Here is a 16,036-nt window from a genome sequence, read left to right as displayed (position 1 = left end):
AACGCCGCCGGCCGCATGAACCTCGCCCGTCTCGCCCGCCTCGGTTACGCCGCGCTCACCCGAGATCCGCACCCGCCCCCGTGCGTCCTCGGCGCGGAGGACGCGCTTTCTTCGTTGCGCTCGGCCTTGCCTGCGGGCTTTTTGCTCGGTACCGCGACGGCCTCGCACCAGATCGAGGGCGGCCTCGACAACGACTGGACCGACTGGGAGCGCGGGGCGTTCAGCGGCGGCGCGCCCCACATCAAGGATCATACGGTCTCGGGCGCCGCGTGTGATTCGTGGAACCGCATCGACGAGGACATCAAGCTCCTGCGCCAGCTCGGCGCGAATGCGTATCGATTCAGCGTCGAATGGAGCCGCCTCGAACCCACGGAAGGCGCCTGGAACGAGGAGGCCGCGGATCGATACCTCGCCTGGGCGCTCGCCCTCCGCGCGGCCGGAATCGAGCCCATGGTCACGCTCCACCATTTCACCTTGCCCCGCTGGGTCGCGACGCAGGGTGGATGGATGAACGAGCGGACGATCGATCTCCTCGCGGCCTTCTCGCGAAGGGTCGCAAAAAAGCTCGGATCGGCGGTCGATCTCTGGTGCACGATCAACGAGCCCAACGTGCTCGCGACGCTCTCCTATGTGAAGGGGATCTTTCCGCCCGGGCTCTCGGATCAACGAATCGCCGTGCGGGTGATGGCGCGCATGCTCAAGGCGCACGCGCGCATGACCGAGGCGATCCGCGAGACGGATACCACGGACGCGGACGGCGACGGGCACGCCACGCGGGTCGGCATCGCGCATCACGTCCGCATCTTTCAGCCGGCGACGCGCTCTCCGCTCGATCGGCTGATCGCAGGCTTCACGGACCAGTTCTTCAACGAGGCCATCGCGTCCGCGTCGTTCACGGGCCGCATCGAGCTCTGCATTCCCGGGATCATCGAGATCGACGAGGCCGTCCCGGGCCTGCTCGGCTCCTACGATTACATGGGCATCAATTACTACGGCCGCGACCACGTCCGGGCCGATCTCCGTGATCCTTCGCTCTCCAAGCAATACGTGCCCGCGGATCGGCCCGTCAACGACCTCGGCTGGGACATCTACCCGGAAGGCCTCTACCAGGTCCTCAAGCGGTATGGCTCGCTTGGGCTGCCCGTGTTTGTGACGGAGAACGGAATCGCCGACAAGGACGGCAACGTCCGCCCCTCGTTCCTGCGTTCCCATTTCGAGGCGCTCGTACGCGCCGCGCGCGAGGGCATCGACGTGCGCGGATATTTCCACTGGTCGCTCCTTGACAACTTTGAATGGGCCGAGGGCTACGAGCCGCGGTTCGGCCTCTTCCGCGTCGACTTCGAAAGCCCCGAGAAACGGCGCACGCCCACGCCCGCGGTCGAGACGTTTCAGGACATCGCGCGTGGGCTCGGGCTCCAGCCGGACGCCCGCTAGGTTTTTCTCTGATGCCACGCCCATGCATGGGCGAGGATCGTTTCGAGCTCCGGATACCGCGGCGACCAGCCGAGCAGCTTGCGTGCGCGCGCGCTCGATCCCACGAGCACCGGTGAATCCCCGGGCCTACGCTCGGCCTTCTCCACGGCGATCGGGCGGCCCGTGACGCGCGTCGCCGCCGCGATGACCTCCTTCACGGAAAAACCCCGCCCATTGCCGAGGTTCACGGCCGTGCTCGCCCCGCCGCCGAGCAGATACGCAAGCCCAAGCACGTGCGCGTCCGCCAGGTCCGAGACGTGGATGTAATCGCGGATGCACGTTCCGTCGGACGTGTCGTAATCCTCGCCGAAGATCCGGATCGACGGCCGTTTTCCGAGCGCCGCGGAGAGGACGAGCGGAATGAGGTGTGTCTCGGGGTCGTGGTCCTCGCCGAGCAGGCCGCTCGGATGCGCGCCGGCTGCATTGAAATACCGAAAGCTCACGGACCGGAGGCCCCAGGCCGTCTCGCACTCCGCGAGGATCTTCTCCACGACGAGCTTCGACCGGCCATAAGGGTTCAGCGGGTTCTGCGGGTGATCCTCGGGAATCGGGACGATCTCGGGCACGCCGTACGTCGCGCACGTCGAGGAAAAGACGAACCTGGAGACGCCGGCCACCTGCATCGCCTGGAGCAACGTGACCGTGCCGTGGACGTTGTTTTCGTAAAACCTGAGCGGATCGACGACGGATTCGCCGACCTCGATGAACGCGGCGAAATGCATGACGGCGTCGATCCGCTCGCGCGCGAAGATCGCGTCGAGGGCAGCGCGATCCCGCGTATCGGCCTGGATCACGGGCGTACCGAGCGCTCGCTCGATGGGCTCGCGGTGCCCCTTGCTCAGGTTGTCGAGCACGAGGGGCCGGTAGCCGCGCTCCGCCAGGGCGAGGGCAGCGTGCGCGCCGATGTACCCGGCGCCGCCGGTGACGAGAACGGTCCTGCTGTCGGGGATCATGGGCCTCCAGCCACGGCGCGCGCTCAGCGAAGCACGTTCAAGGCCTGCGTGACGAGCAGCGCATTGATGAAATCGATGAGAAAGGCGCCCACGATGCTCACCGCGAAAAACGCCTGGGGCGCTGGGCCCGATTTGCGAACGATCTCGTTCATGCAGGCGAGCGAGTTCGCCGTCGTGCCGAGCATGAACCCGCAGTACCCGCCCGCCATGACCGCCGAGGTGTAGTTGCGGCCCATCATCCAGTAAATGGCCGTCCAGCAGAGCGCGATCGTGAGCAGGACCTGGCCGATCAGAATGAAGAGCACAGGGAGCGCGAGCGTCCGAAGCTGCCAGAGCTCCAGCGTGAGCAGCGCCATCACGATGAAGAGTTCGAGCGCGATGCCGCCGATCTCCTCCATCTTCTTCTGATCGATGCCTGCGAATTGCAGGCGATCGTCGAGGTTGCGCATCACGCCGGCCACGATCATCGCCCCGATGTATGCGGGGAGCGTGAGCTTCCAGGCCGCGAACTGCGCCGAGAGCAACGAGCCGAACGCCATCGCCACGCCGAGCACGATGATATGCATCAGGTAATCGCCGTGCTTCTCCGAGGGCCCCGCGTCGATGTCGATCTCGGGCGCGGGCATCGCGTCGCTCTCACCAGGGCGCAAGGAGTGGCGGCGAATCAAGAAGCTGCCGACGAAGCCGCCGAGCAAGCCGCTCACGATGATCCCGAAGACCGCCGACGCGAGGCCAATCGCGGTCGCGCCCGGGACGCCCGCCTGCTCGAAGACCGGGCCGAACGCGAGCGCCGTCGCGGGCCCGCCCGTGAGCGAAACGGCGCCGGGAATGACGCCGAGCAGCGGCGGCAACCCCATCGCCTTCGCCGCCCCCGCGCCCCAGCCCATCTGCGCGAGCAGACCAAGGACCGATGCGCCGAGGAAGATGGCGACGCGCTTGCCCCCGAGCGCGAGCAGCCGAAGGCTCGCCGTCATTCCCACGGTCGTGAAGAACGCGATCATGAGGATCTCGCGCAACGCGAGGTCGAACTTGAAATTGCAGACGCGATCTCGCAAGGCGAGGCCGACGATCGCATACACGAGGCCACCGAGGATCGACGCGGGAATGCTGAGCCGCTCGAAGACGGGCAAGACGCGCCGGATTCCTCGGCCGAGGACGAGCCCGAAACAAGCGAGTCCGAGGACCTGAATGGACGAGACTTGAAAGGTAGGGACATCCATGGCAGGGCTCGCGCGCAATTCAGGGCGAAAGGACGCCGGTGATCGCCTCGGCATAGGCGCGGCTGCTTTGCGCCTGGAGCGGCGCCGTGCTGTCGAACTCGTCCCGCACACCGATGCGGAGGTAATAATAATACCCGACGTCGAGCAATCCGTCCGGAATCCGCAGCTCGGGCTCGTTCGTCGAGAACGAAGCCATCGTCCGCGTGAGCTGCCCGCCGGGGTCGAGCCGCCGGAGCGTGATGACGTACGCCGCGGCTTTGCCGAGCGAGGGCGCGCTCCAGGTCACGGTGGGCGTCTTGCCAATGCCGAGGAGCTCGCCATACGCAGGCTGATCGTTCACGCGAATGTCGAGCGGCGGGCCAAGCGGCGGCGCAACCGCGCCGGAGAACGAAGAGACCGGGCCGGTACGGCCAATGGCGACGGCCGTGGTCTTCGGGACACCCGTGGGCATGACGTGCGTCACGGCATACGAGACCTGGACGGCAGCGACCTCGGCCCAGCCTTCGGGGAAAGGATTGCCATAGACGAGCTCAGCCGGGGGCTGCACCGCAGGAAGGCCCGAGAACAACAGCAAATCGGGCGTGGGGGAGACGCTCGTTCGATCCGCGCCCCCCGGCTCCACGCCGATTCGAACGTCCTTGCCCGCGATCGTCGCCTCGGGATGCACGCTCGCGGCGAGGGCCTGGAAAGCGGCGTCGTCGATGGAAACGGCGAGCTTCTTCGAGGTCGCATCCACGAACGTGCCCTCGACGGGCGTGGTCGCGCCGTCGGCGAGCGTGAACGTCGCCGGCCCGAAGGCCTTGCGCACCGAGCGATAAGGCGCCCCGGGGCCGGACGTCCCGACCATTTGCGTGAAATAGGCCAGGTCCCCGGCGTCGCCCGCGACGAGGTTCGGCACGACGAGCTCCGACGTGGCCACGCGGAAATCGGTGACCTGCGTGGCGCCCAGGGCAGGCTGCATGCCGTCCGCCGCGGGGAGCGTCCCGATCGTGCCTGCGCCGAGCGAAAACACCTCGATGCTCGCCCCTTCCCCCCAGGGGCTCAATCCATCGAACGTGAGGGCGAGCTCTGTCGTATTCGCCGTCGCGATGGACTCGGCCTCGGGGCGGCCTACGAAAATGCGCCCGAGATCGATCGTGCGCGGCGCGCCCATGATGAACCGCGGCGGCCTCGTCCCCGTGCCGTAGAGCTCGGTGAAGCGGAGATCATAAGGCCCCTCGGGGAGATCACGAATGCGGAACGTGCCGTCCTCGGCCACCTCGGCGAGGAGCTCCCGCGGCGCGCCGTCCTCGCCGGGGACGAGCGCGGCAATCTCGAATTGCCCGGGATCACGGACGTTCATGACGTCCCCACCCTCGGTCAGGTGGAGATCGACGATCGTGCCGGTGACGTCGAAAAAGGGCGGCTTGGGGGTCTCGCCGCCGCCGCTGCAGCCGAGGGCCCCGAGGAGGCATATCGAGGTAGCACCGAGGAAGGACCGCATGGCCCGCCGTACCACGGCGAGGCGGCCGCGAGAAGCCCCGATCGCCCGGTGAAACGCCCGATCAGTCGCGCAAAACGACCGCGAGCTCCAGGACGACGAGCGGCATCGCCCCCGCGAGCCCCTCGCGGCGAAACGATTGCATCGTCACAGTGGAGCTCGGCTTGCCCATCGCCGCCATGAGGCCCGAGAAGTAGCCGATCTGCATCGGGATGAACCACGGCATGATCCAGATGGGCAGCGCGCTCTCGACGACGCGGATCCGATCCGGGCCCTGCCGCTCGACGTCCCATTCTCCAAAATCGTAATACCGGCCGGCGAGCGGGCGCAGGCGTGAATGGATGTCGTCGGTCGATTTGCCCTGCAAGAGGGCCCGGTACGCGTGCTCCACGTCGTGCGCGGCCTGCGTGCGCCCCTGCTGGTGCGCGAAGACGTCGAGCGGAATGCGCGCGAGCGAGGCGAGGACGCCGCTGCCCGCCACGAGCGGGAACATGTCGTAGAAGCTGCTCGCGAGAAAAGGCTGGTCGAAAAAACGTTGCAAGGCGGGCGTCGGCAATGCCGCGGCAAACGCCGGCGGGCCTCCCTCGACGCGGGACGTCACGAGGTGGGCGAGCCCCCGATACGCGATCCCTTTGCTTCGAAAGGTGCCCTCCCCCGGGGGACATGGCAATTCCAGGTACCAAGCGCGCTCGCCCGTCGCCGTCGGCGGGCGCGTCGAGGGGCGCGAGGAGGGGCGCTCCGAGGAGATCGGCCCCCAGGTGTCCGTCAAGCGAGGCGTGCCTTCGCCCGACGACGGCGGCGGGCGGCTCGGCCCCCACGTGTCCGTCAAGCGAAGCGCGCCTTCGCCCGACGACGGCGGCGGACGGCTCGGCCGCGACAATCCGCTGCTGAGAGGCGGAATCGGGGGCACACGCTCACTCGGGCGCTCCAAGGAGGGCGGGGCGACGGACGGCGGCGGGGGGGTCGTTCGACGGGGGGGCGTTTGCATGCCGGAACCCCGGCGCGATCGGCCGGGCGATCCGTAGGGTAAACGATCCGGGGCCTCGTGGCGAGCGAATCGAAGCGCGCGCGGCTCACGCGGGTTCGAGCAGCTTCGACCCCACGTACATCCGCGCCATGCTCTCGATCCGCTCAGCTTGCTTGGCGTCGAAGAAGGGGGGAACCCCCGTACGCGAATAACTCATCACGTTGTCGGTCACGTCGCTGTGGCCGAGCCCGAAGAAATGGCCGAGCTCGTGCGCGAGTGTGCTCGGTCGTGCGCTCGCCGCGACGATCACCCAATGCTTCGCGGGCGTCTTTCTGTGCCGCCAGTGCACGCCCATCCGGAAGAGCTTCGGATCGTCCACGTCCCGCAGGGATGCCACGATCATCACGTTGATCCGCTTTGCTTCGAGGTGCGCGGCGAGCGCGTCCCTGTCGGCGCGCGTCTCGAGCCTGGCGAGCGCCGGCGGGAGCACGCGCGCGGGAGCCTTGCGCAGGGTGACGCCGATCGGCGTGAAGAGCCGCGTCGCCTCGGCGATCTGCTCGGCGATCCACGTCTCGTTTTGCACGGCGACGCCGTCCTCCTCGGCGACGGCGAACGAGAGCGGGAGCGCGGGGATCGGATCTTTTTCGGCCTTCTTCGCGAGCGCGCGCCGCGAAACGAGGAGCGAACCCGCGAACACGAGGCCCGAGGAGAGGATGGCGCGGCGGGAAAGCATGGCGAGTTCGCACAGCATAATCGATCCGGGCGGACACCGCGAGCGTGCGAGCGCGACGCGGCGCGGCCAGGCACGCGCCCTGCCTGGGATCCCGTGCATGCAGCACCCTGCCGTCGTGGCCATCATTCATGAAGACGAAGCCGTGGCGAGGTCGCTCGCCGAAGAGATCGAGGCGTCGGGCCTCCGCGCGGTCACGGCCGCGCTGAGCTCGCTCGTCGTGGCGCCCGAGGAGGCGCTCGCGCTCTTCGCCCAGCACGATCCACGCGTCGTCGTCTACGACGTCTCTCCGCATGACGAGAGCGTCCCGTTTCTCACGTTCCTCCGCGGAACGAAGGTCGGCTCGCGCCCCACGTTCGTCCTCACGACGACGGCGGAGCACGAGCACGAGCCGCTCCTCCGCGAGGCGATCGACCTCCGGAGTTGCCCCCACGCGGTCGACACCCTCGTCTCCGCCGTGACGCGGGCCGCCTCCGCCCGCCGAGCCGCCTGATCCGTGCTGATCCAGGGGTAATCTGGAGAATCAACGCGCCGCGTCTTGACACGTAACACGTCGCGTCATAAATAGACGGACACATCCGAACCACGTCCGGGGCGAGCTTCACGCTCGCGGGGCGGCGCTTGGTTGCGCGATTCCCGCGGGTCCCTCCGCGGTGCCACGCGCGGCGCATGTCCTGCCGGACGAGGGCTTTCCAACGAACAGGAGGCATCCCTTATGGTCGAGACGCAAACCCAAAGCGAGACGAAGATCCCGAGCCTGAAGGACGTGAAGGCCGCGTCGGCCCGCGTCGAGCAGAAGGCGCGCGAGGTGTACGACGTCGTGGTCGATGCTTCCGTGAAATGGGCGGGCTTCGGCCTCGGGTACGGACGCACCGCGCTCACGACGAGCGCACGCGCCCTCGAACGCGCGGCCGAGCGACTCGCGACCCTCGAAGAGAAGCTGCCGAAAAAGGCCGACGAGGCGAAAGCGGCCGCGTCCGACGCGACGAACGCCGCGCCGGATCCGAACGTCAACTGAGGTTCGATCCCTCGTCGAGCCAGCTCTCCTCGAACGTCATCCCGATCGGCAGCGGCGCCGTCGCGCCGCTCTCGATCATCCCCGCCACCGGATACGCGCAATAATCCAGGCTGAAGGCCCCCGCGGGCCGATGGTTCCCGGACAAACCAATCCCGCCGAACGGGAGCTTGCTGCTCGCGCCCGCGGTGCCGGTGTTGACGTTCACGCAGCCGGCGCGCGCCTCGGCGAGGAAGCGCTCGATCGTGCCCGCGTCCTTCGTGAAGATCGAGGCCGCGAGCCCGAACCGCGTGGCATTCGCCTGCGCGATCGCCTCGTCCACCGAATCGACGACGACATACCGGAGCAGCGGCCCGAACACCTCGACGTCCGCGCCGGGTCCGTCCTCGGAGAGCGTGAACCGATCGACACGGACGATCCCCGGCGAAAGGAAATGGCCACCCGACGGGGATTCGAGGGCGCGCGCCGGGAGCCGGATCTCGGCGCCCCCGGCCGCGAACCGCTCCTGCGCCGCGAGCACGGCCGCGCGCGCCTCCGCCGAGATGATCGGCCCCATGAACGGCTGCGGATCCGCGAGCGGGTCCCCCACGCGGAGCTTCGAGGCCATCTCGACGATCGTCCGGACGAACCGCTCGGCCACGGCGCTGTGCACGACGAGCCGCCGCGTGCACGTGCAGCGTTGCCCCGTCGAGACGAACGCCGAACGCGCGACCTCGATCGCGGCCTGCCGCAGGTCCGCGTCGGGCAAGATGACGGACGGGGCATTGCCGCCCATCTCCAGCGCGAGCACGCGGCCCGGCCAATCGAGGCTCGCCTCGAGGATACGCCGGCCCACGGGCCACGAGCCCGTGAAGAGCACACCGTCGATGTCGGGGTTCGCGACGAGGCGCGACGCGACGCTCGCGCCGCCGTGCACAAGGTTCACGACGCCCGGCGGCGCGCCCTCGGCGTCGAGCGCCTCGGCGAGCCACGCCGCGAGGGTTTGTCCAACCGCCGGGGCCTTGTCGCTCGGCTTGAACACGACGGTGTTCCCCAGCGCGAGCGCGGGGATGATGTGTCCGTTTGGCAGGTGCGCGGGGAAATTGAAGGGGCCGAGCACGACCATGACGCCGTGCGGGCGAAACCAGGTGCGCCCGGCGCGCGAGGCCGAGAGCGGAATCTCGAAGCCCGAGACCCGCCGGAGCCCGCCGTGCTCGGAGGCGTCGAGCGTGATGTCGACCTTGGCCGCGAGCAGATCGGCCTCGGCGCGCGCGTCCCATAACGCCTTTCCCGTCTCGTCCGTGATGAGGCGGGCCATCTCGGCCGCGCGCGCCTTGCAGAGGTCGCGGAAGCGGCGGAGCGCCGCGAAACGCCGCTCGGCGGGGAGCGCCGCCCACGCGGGCAAGGCGCGCCGCGCCGCCGCGACGGCCTCGTCGGCATGCGCGGGGACGGGGCTGCCCTGCCAGACGATCTCGGACGGACGCGTGGGGTTTCGCGACGTGATGGCGTCACCGGGGAGCGGAACCCAGCGTCCTTCGAGGAGATCCGACGGCCCGTGCGCGAGGAGGGGAGACATCGGCAGAAGGGTCCCGGGCGCCCGGGCCCTTGTCAAGGCCCGGCGCCGCGCACACCGTCTCTTTTATTGTGGGGCGAACGCGACGCCGCGGAAGACGGTATTCGGCGGCGCGATCGTGGCGATGACGATCTCGGGGAACGCCGAGCCGTCGTCGAAGAGCGTGAGGACCCGGTTTTCGTTGTTCTCCGCGGTCGTCGCCACGACCCGCACGCCGCCGCCCGAGGGCGTCGCCGCGAGGCCCCGCACGCCCGCCGTGCCGTCGTTCCACGTCGCCACGAGCGACCACGAGAAGCCGTCGAACGTCCATTTCTGAATTCCGCCGCCGTTCGCCGGGCTCCGATCGTCCGCGATGTAAAGCGTATCCGGGCCTGCGATGCCGGCCGAAAGATCCAGCAAGACAAACCCATACGGGCTCGCGCTGGCGGTGGGCAGGCCCGGGAGCGACGTCGCGGTTTGTCCGACCGATGTGGGGAGGCCCGAGCCGACCGTGAAGACGTTGACGAACGTGCCCGCGCCGGACGTGGCGTAGAGCTGACCTCCGGAGATCTGCACGCAGCGTGTATTGAGCGGGTTCGAGAGGATCTGCGTGGGCGCGTTGGAGCCGAGCGTGATGAAATGAATGCCGCCGCTCGTGGTGCTGTTCCCCGAGACCCAGATCGACGTGCCGTCCGAGGACGTCGCGCCGCGTACGTTGCTGGCGTTGAACGCACCCGAGAGCAAGGTCGAGGTGTTCACGTTGCCGAACGCGTCCACCCGGCCGACGACGCGCGACACGAGCTGCGTGCTCACGTTCGGCGCGCCCACGTCGGCGGCATACCCGGCGAGGAAGACGTATTTGCCATTCGCCGAGAGCGACAGGTGTCCTTCGGAGGACGCCGTCCCCGACAACGTGAGATTGTAATTCGAGCCCGAGATCACTTGCGGCATCGCGGTCGTCCCCGGCGAGCCTGGCATGGCCGAGCCGTCCGTGAGGCGCCACTCGATGGTGACCGGCGACGCCGCCGAGGAGAGCGCCGTCACGCCGTCACCGATACGCAGGAGCACGATGGGCAAAGGGCCGCTTCCGCCGCCGCCGCTGCCGGAGGACGAGGACGAACCCGATCCGCTGCTCGCGCTGGACGAAGACGCGCCCGCGCCCGCGCCCGAGCTCGACGCGCCGCTCATGCCGCCGCTGCCGCCCATTCCTCCACTGCCGCTCGAGGATTGCGCGGGCCCGCCCCACCCGTCGCCTCCCTCGCCTCCTGCGCCGCCTTCACCGCCGGGACGGGTATTCCCCTTGGCGCAGGCGAACAGGACGAGCGGGACGACCGCAAACGAAATGGCGACGAAGGATCGATTCGAGATCAAGCATGCACCTCCGGCAAAACGTTCGGATACCGACGGAGTATTCCGGATTCGTCGGGGCCGCAAGGGAGAGAGAGGGAGGGGCGGTCAGAGAACGTCCTGGCCCTCTCGGGCGCGAGGGCATGTAAGATCGCCGCGCTCCCGACGTTCCATGGTACACGGCATGCAAACCGGACCTCTGCGTTTCACGCTCCTCGCAGGCTGCCTCTCCATGGTGGCGCTCGTCGCGCCCGCGCAGGCGAACGTGGGCGAAGACGGAGCCGAGATCGCCGGCCCCGAGATGGAACCCTCGGCGCCGACACGTCCTCCGCTCGAGGTCGCGGGCGGCGCTCTCCCGCCGCCGCCGCCCCCGCCTCCGCCGCCCCCGCCGCCTCCGCCGCCTCCACCGCCTCCGCCGCTCTCGGACTGGTACGTGATCCATCCGGGGATCTTCCCCGAGGCCGACGCCTTCGTGGGCCTCACCCAGATCGGCCTCGCGAAAAGCACCTCGAAAGAATTTTACGGCCTGCTCCAGTTTGCCCCGTACGAGAGCCGAGCCGATCGATTCGTCGGCGTGATGCAGCTCGGCCTGGTCACGTCGCGGATCGAGGAGAGCTTCCACGGCGGTTTCCAGGTCACGCTCGGGAAAAACACGGCGGCCGCGTTGTACGGCCTGGGGCAGCTCGGCCCCTGGAACAACGCCGCGCATTTCGTGGGCGGGCTGCAGTTCGGAGCGTACAACCATGTCCTCGATGATCCCGAGGACGGCTTGGAGAGCAGGATCGTCACCGCGGCGCAGATCGGCGCGTTCAATCAACTCGAGCGCGCGCATTTCTACGGCCTGCTCCAGCTCGGCGCGGTCAACCACGTCATCGACGGGGATTTCCACGGGCTCCTCCAGATCGGCGCGGCCAATCGGAACACGAAGGACTTTTACGGCGCCTCCCAGGTGGGCATCGTGAACGAGGTCAAGGGCGATTCTTACGAAGTTTTGCAGCTCGGCTTCGGCAACATCGTCATGGACGGCTTTTCCGGCGGGTTCCAGGTCGGCAGCTACAACGGCGCCGGCACGTTCGGCGGCATCGGGCAGGTCGGGCTCGCCAGCTTCATCAAGCAGGACTTCCGCGGCTTCATGCAGGTGGGGGCCGCCTTCAACGCGACGCTCGAAGAATATCGCGGCGCCTTGCAGGTCGCCGGGGTCCTCAATCTCGTCGGCAACGACTTCCGGGGCGTCGCGCAGGTCGCCGCATTCAATGGCGTGCTCGACGATGCCTATATGCTCGCGCAGATCGGCGCCGTGAACATCACGTTCAAGAGCCACCACGGCGCGCAGCTCGGCGCCGTGAACATCACGGGCAAGAACCTCTATGGTTTGCAAGCCGGGTTCATCAGCGGCTCGGGCGAGGTGTACGGCGCGCAACTCGGCGCCGTCAACCTCTCGCGCGAATTGAAGGGCGCGACGTTCGGCGTCGTGAACGTGGGCGGCAGGGTCACGGGGCTCCAGGTCGGGCTCGTCAATCGAGCTTCGCGGCTGCGCGGCGTGCAGCTCGGCCTCGTGAACCTCTCGAGCGAGGGCGGGCTGCCGTTCTTGCCCGTGATGAACGTCGGGCTCTGAACCCGAGCGCCGGCCTCGTCTCCCCGTCCTCGCTCCGACCGTGGGTCGGATCTCGCCCGGCCGGGACTCTGCCAGTTTTCCCGGGAACGATCAACAACTATGTACGGGGGGGCCAAACGATCCCCCGCCGCCTCGGGGTGTAGGCTGGTTCTCGAAGGACCTCTCCAAAATCTACGGGTCGGACGAACTGGGTGGTTTGTCTTCCGCGCATGTTGTGGTAAGGGGGAATCCTCGCTGACGAGAGGTGACCCATGCCCCGACGAACCGAACCCAGCCCCTTTTCCTCCAAGGTCGGCGCGCGCATCCGCGAGCTCCGGCTCGAGCGCAACATGTCCCTGCCCGCGCTCGGTGAGGCGAGCTCGATCTCGAAGGGCCACCTCTCGAACATCGAGCACGGCTTCGCTGCAATCACGATCGAGACCGTCGATCGCATCGCCCGCGCGCTCGATATCCCGCCCCTGTACATCCTCGCCTTCCCCGCGGAGGACGAGCGGGCCCGCATCGCCGACGCCGTCCGCAAGTTGCCGAAGGGCGACTGGAAGAAGCTGCGGAAGGAAATCGAAGGCCGGGCCGCGCCTGCGCCGAAGAAGCGCGGATGACGCGCGCACCCCCGGGGCGCCGCAGAGGCCCTCGGGGGTGGCTGACGTCCGCGTCCGTCGCGCCCGCCGGCTCCGTTGCCCTCGACGTATCGAGCGTGGCCCCACGCGGCGTGTCATGAATGGGCAGCACGGGATGCGCGGCGCGCCGCATGTCCCGACCGAAGGAGGGTTCAACGTCATGACAGGCTGGACGATCGGGTACGGCGGTCTCTTGACCGCGCTCGGCATCGGGGGGTTCGTCGCGACAGGCAGGGAGCACAAGACGGCGCTGATCCCCGCGGGTGTGGGCGCGGCGGCGCTCGGGCTCGGCCTGCTCGCCCGTCGGGAATCGTCCCGGAAGGCCGCGCTCGTGGGCGCGACGGCCGTGGCAGGCCTCGGCCTCGCCGGCGCGGCGCGCGGGCTCGGCAAGCTGCCTGCGCTGCTCCGCGGCGAGCCGGTCGAGCGGCCTGCGGCGGTGATCGCGCAATCGATCATGGCCGGCACCTCCGCGGTCTACCTCCTGGCCGCCGTACCTTCGCTGCTCCGCGACTGAGCCGCTCCTCTGCCGTGGGTCTTACCGGAGGTCCAGGCCTCCAACGCTGCGGTGCGCGCCTCCATCCCGAGGGACCCGAGGAGCATCCCACCGTGGCGACTCTTCGTCAATCCTCGCGGAAATAGGCCCTGATGGAGCAGGGGCGGCTCAAGGTGCGAGAACCAGGCGCATACGGAACGTTCCCGAGCTGAGATCGAGAACATTCCCTCGCCGGCAATAAGCGTCCTCGGGAATCTTCTTTAGCGCGTCCGTCGGTTCCGATATCGATACAGGGTTCTCGGTCGTGCAGACGCATGCCCCCTCGCGCATCGCGCATACTGGGCGGGGCACTCGGGCTCCGAGCTTCACGTCTGCCTCATCCTCTGGATCCAGGGCCACAGGCCCACCACGTCGTGCCGGTCCCGAGGGGGCTGGACCCGGCGGCGCCGGGCTCGGGGGGAAAGCGGTCGGCGGGAGCTGCGTTGGCGGGGGGAACGGGCGTGGTGGAGGCAACCCCGGCCCGTAGCCTCCGAACCCGAAGAACCGGCACGACATGTCGTAATCCGGGCAGGTCGACGGATAGGTCGCGACGGAGCGCGAACCAATATCGGAGAGCGTGGGAACACCTTTCTCGTTGAACGTGATGTTCCCCCAGAGATCGAACCTAATGCTCGGACAGCCGCCCTGGTCGATGTTCATACAGAAGCTCGACACGGCCCACTTCCCTGCCAGCGCACCTCCGCAACCCTTGAACGGTGGGAGATTGGCGCAATCGAGGCGCAGATTCGGGACGCAGTCACCATCGTAACACCGCGAATCGACCGGGCACATGATCTGCGGGCTCCAGAGGCCGTTGTGGCACATGATGAACTGCGTCTCGCTCGTGCACATCCGCGACGCTGCTGCGCACTGGGGCTGGGGTCCGCAACGCACCTCGGTCCGGCTGATGTACTCGATACCGCTGCCACCACAAACATCGGCGCCCGGGATGGGTACGCAGACGTAACGAGAGCCGTTGCTTTCGGCGCAGACCGTTCGGACGCCGGACGCCTGGATGCTCCCTCCTGTGCTGCATTCTCGATCGACATGGGTGCCCCAGTCCATTCGCGTGCCGGCCGGACACATCGCTCCGCACTCCGCGCCCATACAGGGCGGCCGCTGCTCGTGGCAGGCCAGCGCGCAAAGGGGAAGGAACGCTCGAAGGACCAGGCCCCGCGCGCCCAGGAGGGCCGGCATCATGAACCTGCGCTCGCGCACTTTACCTGCTCACGCGTGATCGAATCGATGCCGCGCTTCCCGCAAATCGTCTCGCCAGGTACGGGCCTGCATATGAACTTGGTGCCACCGGACTCCTCGCAGCGCGCGGTCAGCGTCCCCTTCCCCCCCTCCGTCTCGACCGTGACCTCGACATTGGCGCCCACGTCACACGTGCGCGCAAGATCCGAGTCCCAATCAACGGTCGCTCCCGCGGGGCACAACGAGGCGCACGTGGGACCTTCGCAAGGCGGCTTCTGGGCACCACCACAAGCAGATAGCAACACGAAGATTCCGAGGTGTTTGAAAAAGGTTCCGCTGGGCATAATTAGATAACTTACCAACACTCGTGCCACACATGCAAGACTTTCCGTCTTTACCGTTCAATGAGCGTACGGTCACAAAGTGACCAAAGGTAACCTTTGCAACGTGAACTCGGCCCACGAACGCAGCGGGGCGAGCCGTCGCGCGCGCAGATCATGTAAGCTCGTTGCCATGACACTCCGCCCCTCGTATTCGCTCCGCCAGACGTGGCTGTCCGACCTCACCGAGCGATGCCTCGATCCCGGCTTCGTCCGCGCGGTGCGGGCCGGGACGCCTGAGGCCCTCGAAGGGCTCGTGGAGCGCCCTCATGTCGGCGTGCTCGAATTCCCGCTGTTCTCGGCCGAGTACAGGGAGGCCCTCCTGCGGGAGATCCACGCATTCGAGCACGCGTGCCGCCACCGGAGCGTGCGCCCGCTCCGGCCGAACAGCATGAACCACCAGGGGGTCGTGCTTTCGGAGCTCGGTCTCGAAGACGCGATGGATGAGCTCCTCTAGCAGCCCGTGGATCTACGCCACCCCAATCGCGAGCCCAACACCCCGCACATGACCCCGTCGCATCCCGTCCCACGCATCCCGGGAAAATCGTGCCAACCGCTTCGGCGTGCTCCGCACCAGAGCCACCATGGCTGCCCATATCACCAAAACTGCAAGGACGGAGCCCTTCCGGGCCGCGGCCAGACCCCGCGGCGTCCCTGCGCCGAGGATTTGGCGTAGCACGAGCCCCAAATTGAGCGCGGCGACATGGGCCAAGTATCGTTTTCGCACGTTCTCCCGGCCCCTGACTCGCACCCTTCTCATTCCACCCGTCTCGCATGTATGGGCGAATGTTCGCTCGACGAGCTCTCCACGTTTGCGTTGAAGAGCGCGCCCCTTCGGACGACGCACGCGGTTTCGGTTCCCGTAAAACGCTTGCTGCATATCCCAGCCCTTGTCCACCCATTTGCGGACCGGCTGGCTCCTCTCCGGGACATAGGTGCGGTAGCCGGACTCCTTCAACGAGAGGAGCAGCTCGGCCTT

The 16,036-nt window shown here is 68.0% G+C and carries 15 protein-coding genes; 7 read left to right on the top strand and 8 right to left on the bottom strand.

Annotated elements, in window-relative coordinates; translation table 11 throughout:
* Positions 1-15: 15 nt before the first annotated feature.
* Positions 16-1,434: a glycoside hydrolase family 1 protein gene (locus tag E8A74_RS39245; RefSeq protein WP_136934236.1), complete on the top strand. Its 1,419-nt coding sequence runs from the start codon at positions 16-18 to the stop codon at positions 1,432-1,434.
* Here E8A74_RS39245 and galE read toward each other — a convergent pair.
* The 5 genes from galE to E8A74_RS39220 all read right to left on the bottom strand — a co-directional run bounded on the left by galE (position 1,431) and on the right by E8A74_RS39220 (position 6,826).
* Complete coding sequence (gene galE, locus E8A74_RS39240; protein ID WP_136934235.1) at positions 1,431-2,426, bottom strand: UDP-glucose 4-epimerase GalE; 996 nt, start codon at positions 2,424-2,426, stop codon at positions 1,431-1,433. The two genes, E8A74_RS39245 and galE, sit on opposite strands and share 4 nt — an antisense overlap.
* A gap of 23 nt (positions 2,427-2,449) precedes the next feature.
* The gene (locus E8A74_RS39235; RefSeq protein ID WP_170229708.1) at positions 2,450-3,646 is read right to left on the bottom strand and encodes a sodium/glutamate symporter; all 1,197 of its coding nucleotides are present in this window, start codon (positions 3,644-3,646) and stop codon (positions 2,450-2,452) included.
* A gap of 19 nt (positions 3,647-3,665) precedes the next feature.
* Positions 3,666-5,129, bottom strand: coding sequence for a hypothetical protein (locus E8A74_RS39230; protein ID WP_136934233.1), 1,464 nt, complete (start codon positions 5,127-5,129; stop codon positions 3,666-3,668).
* A 61-nt stretch (positions 5,130-5,190) separates the two neighbouring features.
* The gene (locus tag E8A74_RS39225) at positions 5,191-5,955 is read right to left on the bottom strand and encodes a hypothetical protein (protein ID WP_136934232.1); all 765 of its coding nucleotides are present in this window, start codon (positions 5,953-5,955) and stop codon (positions 5,191-5,193) included.
* Positions 5,956-6,199: 244 nt separating this feature from the next.
* Positions 6,200-6,826: a M10 family metallopeptidase domain-containing protein gene (locus tag E8A74_RS39220; RefSeq protein ID WP_136934231.1), complete on the bottom strand. Its 627-nt coding sequence runs from the start codon at positions 6,824-6,826 to the stop codon at positions 6,200-6,202.
* Between the two features lie 97 nt (positions 6,827-6,923).
* Between E8A74_RS39220 and E8A74_RS39215 the strand changes: the two genes are divergently transcribed.
* Both E8A74_RS39215 and E8A74_RS39210 read left to right on the top strand, forming a co-directional pair.
* Complete coding sequence (locus tag E8A74_RS39215; RefSeq protein WP_136934230.1) at positions 6,924-7,316, top strand: hypothetical protein; 393 nt, start codon at positions 6,924-6,926, stop codon at positions 7,314-7,316.
* A gap of 222 nt (positions 7,317-7,538) precedes the next feature.
* A complete protein-coding gene (locus E8A74_RS39210) occupies positions 7,539-7,841 on the top strand; it encodes a hypothetical protein (RefSeq protein ID WP_136934229.1) in 303 nt (100 codons plus the stop codon).
* On the opposite strand, the gene E8A74_RS39205 is transcribed toward E8A74_RS39210, so the two are convergent.
* Complete coding sequence (locus E8A74_RS39205; RefSeq protein ID WP_136934228.1) at positions 7,834-9,393, bottom strand: aldehyde dehydrogenase family protein; 1,560 nt, start codon at positions 9,391-9,393, stop codon at positions 7,834-7,836. The genes E8A74_RS39210 and E8A74_RS39205 overlap by 8 nt on opposite strands.
* Before the next feature lie 63 nt (positions 9,394-9,456).
* Positions 9,457-10,740: a hypothetical protein gene (locus E8A74_RS39200; protein ID WP_136934227.1), complete on the bottom strand. Its 1,284-nt coding sequence runs from the start codon at positions 10,738-10,740 to the stop codon at positions 9,457-9,459.
* A 160-nt stretch (positions 10,741-10,900) separates the two neighbouring features.
* On the opposite strand from E8A74_RS39200, the gene E8A74_RS39190 reads away from it, so the two are divergent.
* From E8A74_RS39190 to E8A74_RS39175, 4 genes are all read left to right on the top strand, one after another.
* Positions 10,901-12,331: an LA_2272 family surface repeat-containing protein gene (locus E8A74_RS39190; protein ID WP_170229705.1), complete on the top strand. Its 1,431-nt coding sequence runs from the start codon at positions 10,901-10,903 to the stop codon at positions 12,329-12,331.
* A gap of 251 nt (positions 12,332-12,582) precedes the next feature.
* Positions 12,583-12,930: a helix-turn-helix domain-containing protein gene (locus E8A74_RS39185; RefSeq protein ID WP_136934224.1), complete on the top strand. Its 348-nt coding sequence runs from the start codon at positions 12,583-12,585 to the stop codon at positions 12,928-12,930.
* 178 nt (positions 12,931-13,108) lie between these two features.
* Positions 13,109-13,462 carry a hypothetical protein gene (locus tag E8A74_RS39180; RefSeq protein ID WP_136934223.1) on the top strand — a complete coding sequence of 118 codons (354 nt, stop codon included), beginning with the start codon at positions 13,109-13,111 and terminating at the stop codon, positions 13,460-13,462.
* A gap of 1,728 nt (positions 13,463-15,190) precedes the next feature.
* Positions 15,191-15,514, top strand: coding sequence for a DUF1330 domain-containing protein (locus E8A74_RS39175; protein WP_136934222.1), 324 nt, complete (start codon positions 15,191-15,193; stop codon positions 15,512-15,514).
* A gap of 12 nt (positions 15,515-15,526) precedes the next feature.
* Here E8A74_RS39175 and E8A74_RS56140 read toward each other — a convergent pair whose 3' ends face one another.
* Positions 15,527-15,937 carry a transposase gene (locus E8A74_RS56140; RefSeq protein WP_420814233.1) on the bottom strand — a complete coding sequence of 137 codons (411 nt, stop codon included), beginning with the start codon at positions 15,935-15,937 and terminating at the stop codon, positions 15,527-15,529.
* Positions 15,938-16,036 lie beyond the last annotated feature (99 nt).

This window comes from Polyangium fumosum (genome assembly GCF_005144585.1).
Taxonomy (GTDB): domain Bacteria; phylum Myxococcota_A; class Polyangia; order Polyangiales; family Polyangiaceae; genus Polyangium; species Polyangium fumosum.
Note: the sequence above shows the minus strand (reverse complement) of the source record. Positions and strands in the feature narration are given on the sequence as shown.

Excerpts from the sequence above, each read along its gene's own strand:
- E8A74_RS39245 (WP_136934236.1), top strand. The coding sequence starts at position 16 with ATGAACCTCGCCCGTCTCGCCCGCCTCGGTTACGCCGCGCTCACCCGA.
- galE (WP_136934235.1), bottom strand. The coding sequence starts at position 2,426 with ATGATCCCCGACAGCAGGACCGTTCTCGTCACCGGCGGCGCCGGGTAC.
- E8A74_RS39235 (WP_170229708.1), bottom strand. The coding sequence starts at position 3,646 with ATGGATGTCCCTACCTTTCAAGTCTCGTCCATTCAGGTCCTCGGACTC.
- E8A74_RS39230 (WP_136934233.1), bottom strand. The coding sequence starts at position 5,129 with ATGCGGTCCTTCCTCGGTGCTACCTCGATATGCCTCCTCGGGGCCCTC.
- E8A74_RS39220 (WP_136934231.1), bottom strand. The coding sequence starts at position 6,826 with ATGCTTTCCCGCCGCGCCATCCTCTCCTCGGGCCTCGTGTTCGCGGGT.
- E8A74_RS39215 (WP_136934230.1), top strand. The coding sequence starts at position 6,924 with ATGCAGCACCCTGCCGTCGTGGCCATCATTCATGAAGACGAAGCCGTG.
- E8A74_RS39210 (WP_136934229.1), top strand. The coding sequence starts at position 7,539 with ATGGTCGAGACGCAAACCCAAAGCGAGACGAAGATCCCGAGCCTGAAG.
- E8A74_RS39205 (WP_136934228.1), bottom strand. The coding sequence starts at position 9,393 with ATGTCTCCCCTCCTCGCGCACGGGCCGTCGGATCTCCTCGAAGGACGC.
- E8A74_RS39190 (WP_170229705.1), top strand. The coding sequence starts at position 10,901 with ATGCAAACCGGACCTCTGCGTTTCACGCTCCTCGCAGGCTGCCTCTCC.
- E8A74_RS39185 (WP_136934224.1), top strand. The coding sequence starts at position 12,583 with ATGCCCCGACGAACCGAACCCAGCCCCTTTTCCTCCAAGGTCGGCGCG.
- E8A74_RS39180 (WP_136934223.1), top strand. The coding sequence starts at position 13,109 with ATGACAGGCTGGACGATCGGGTACGGCGGTCTCTTGACCGCGCTCGGC.
- E8A74_RS39175 (WP_136934222.1), top strand. The coding sequence starts at position 15,191 with ATGACACTCCGCCCCTCGTATTCGCTCCGCCAGACGTGGCTGTCCGAC.
- E8A74_RS56140 (WP_420814233.1), bottom strand. The coding sequence starts at position 15,937 with ATGCAGCAAGCGTTTTACGGGAACCGAAACCGCGTGCGTCGTCCGAAG.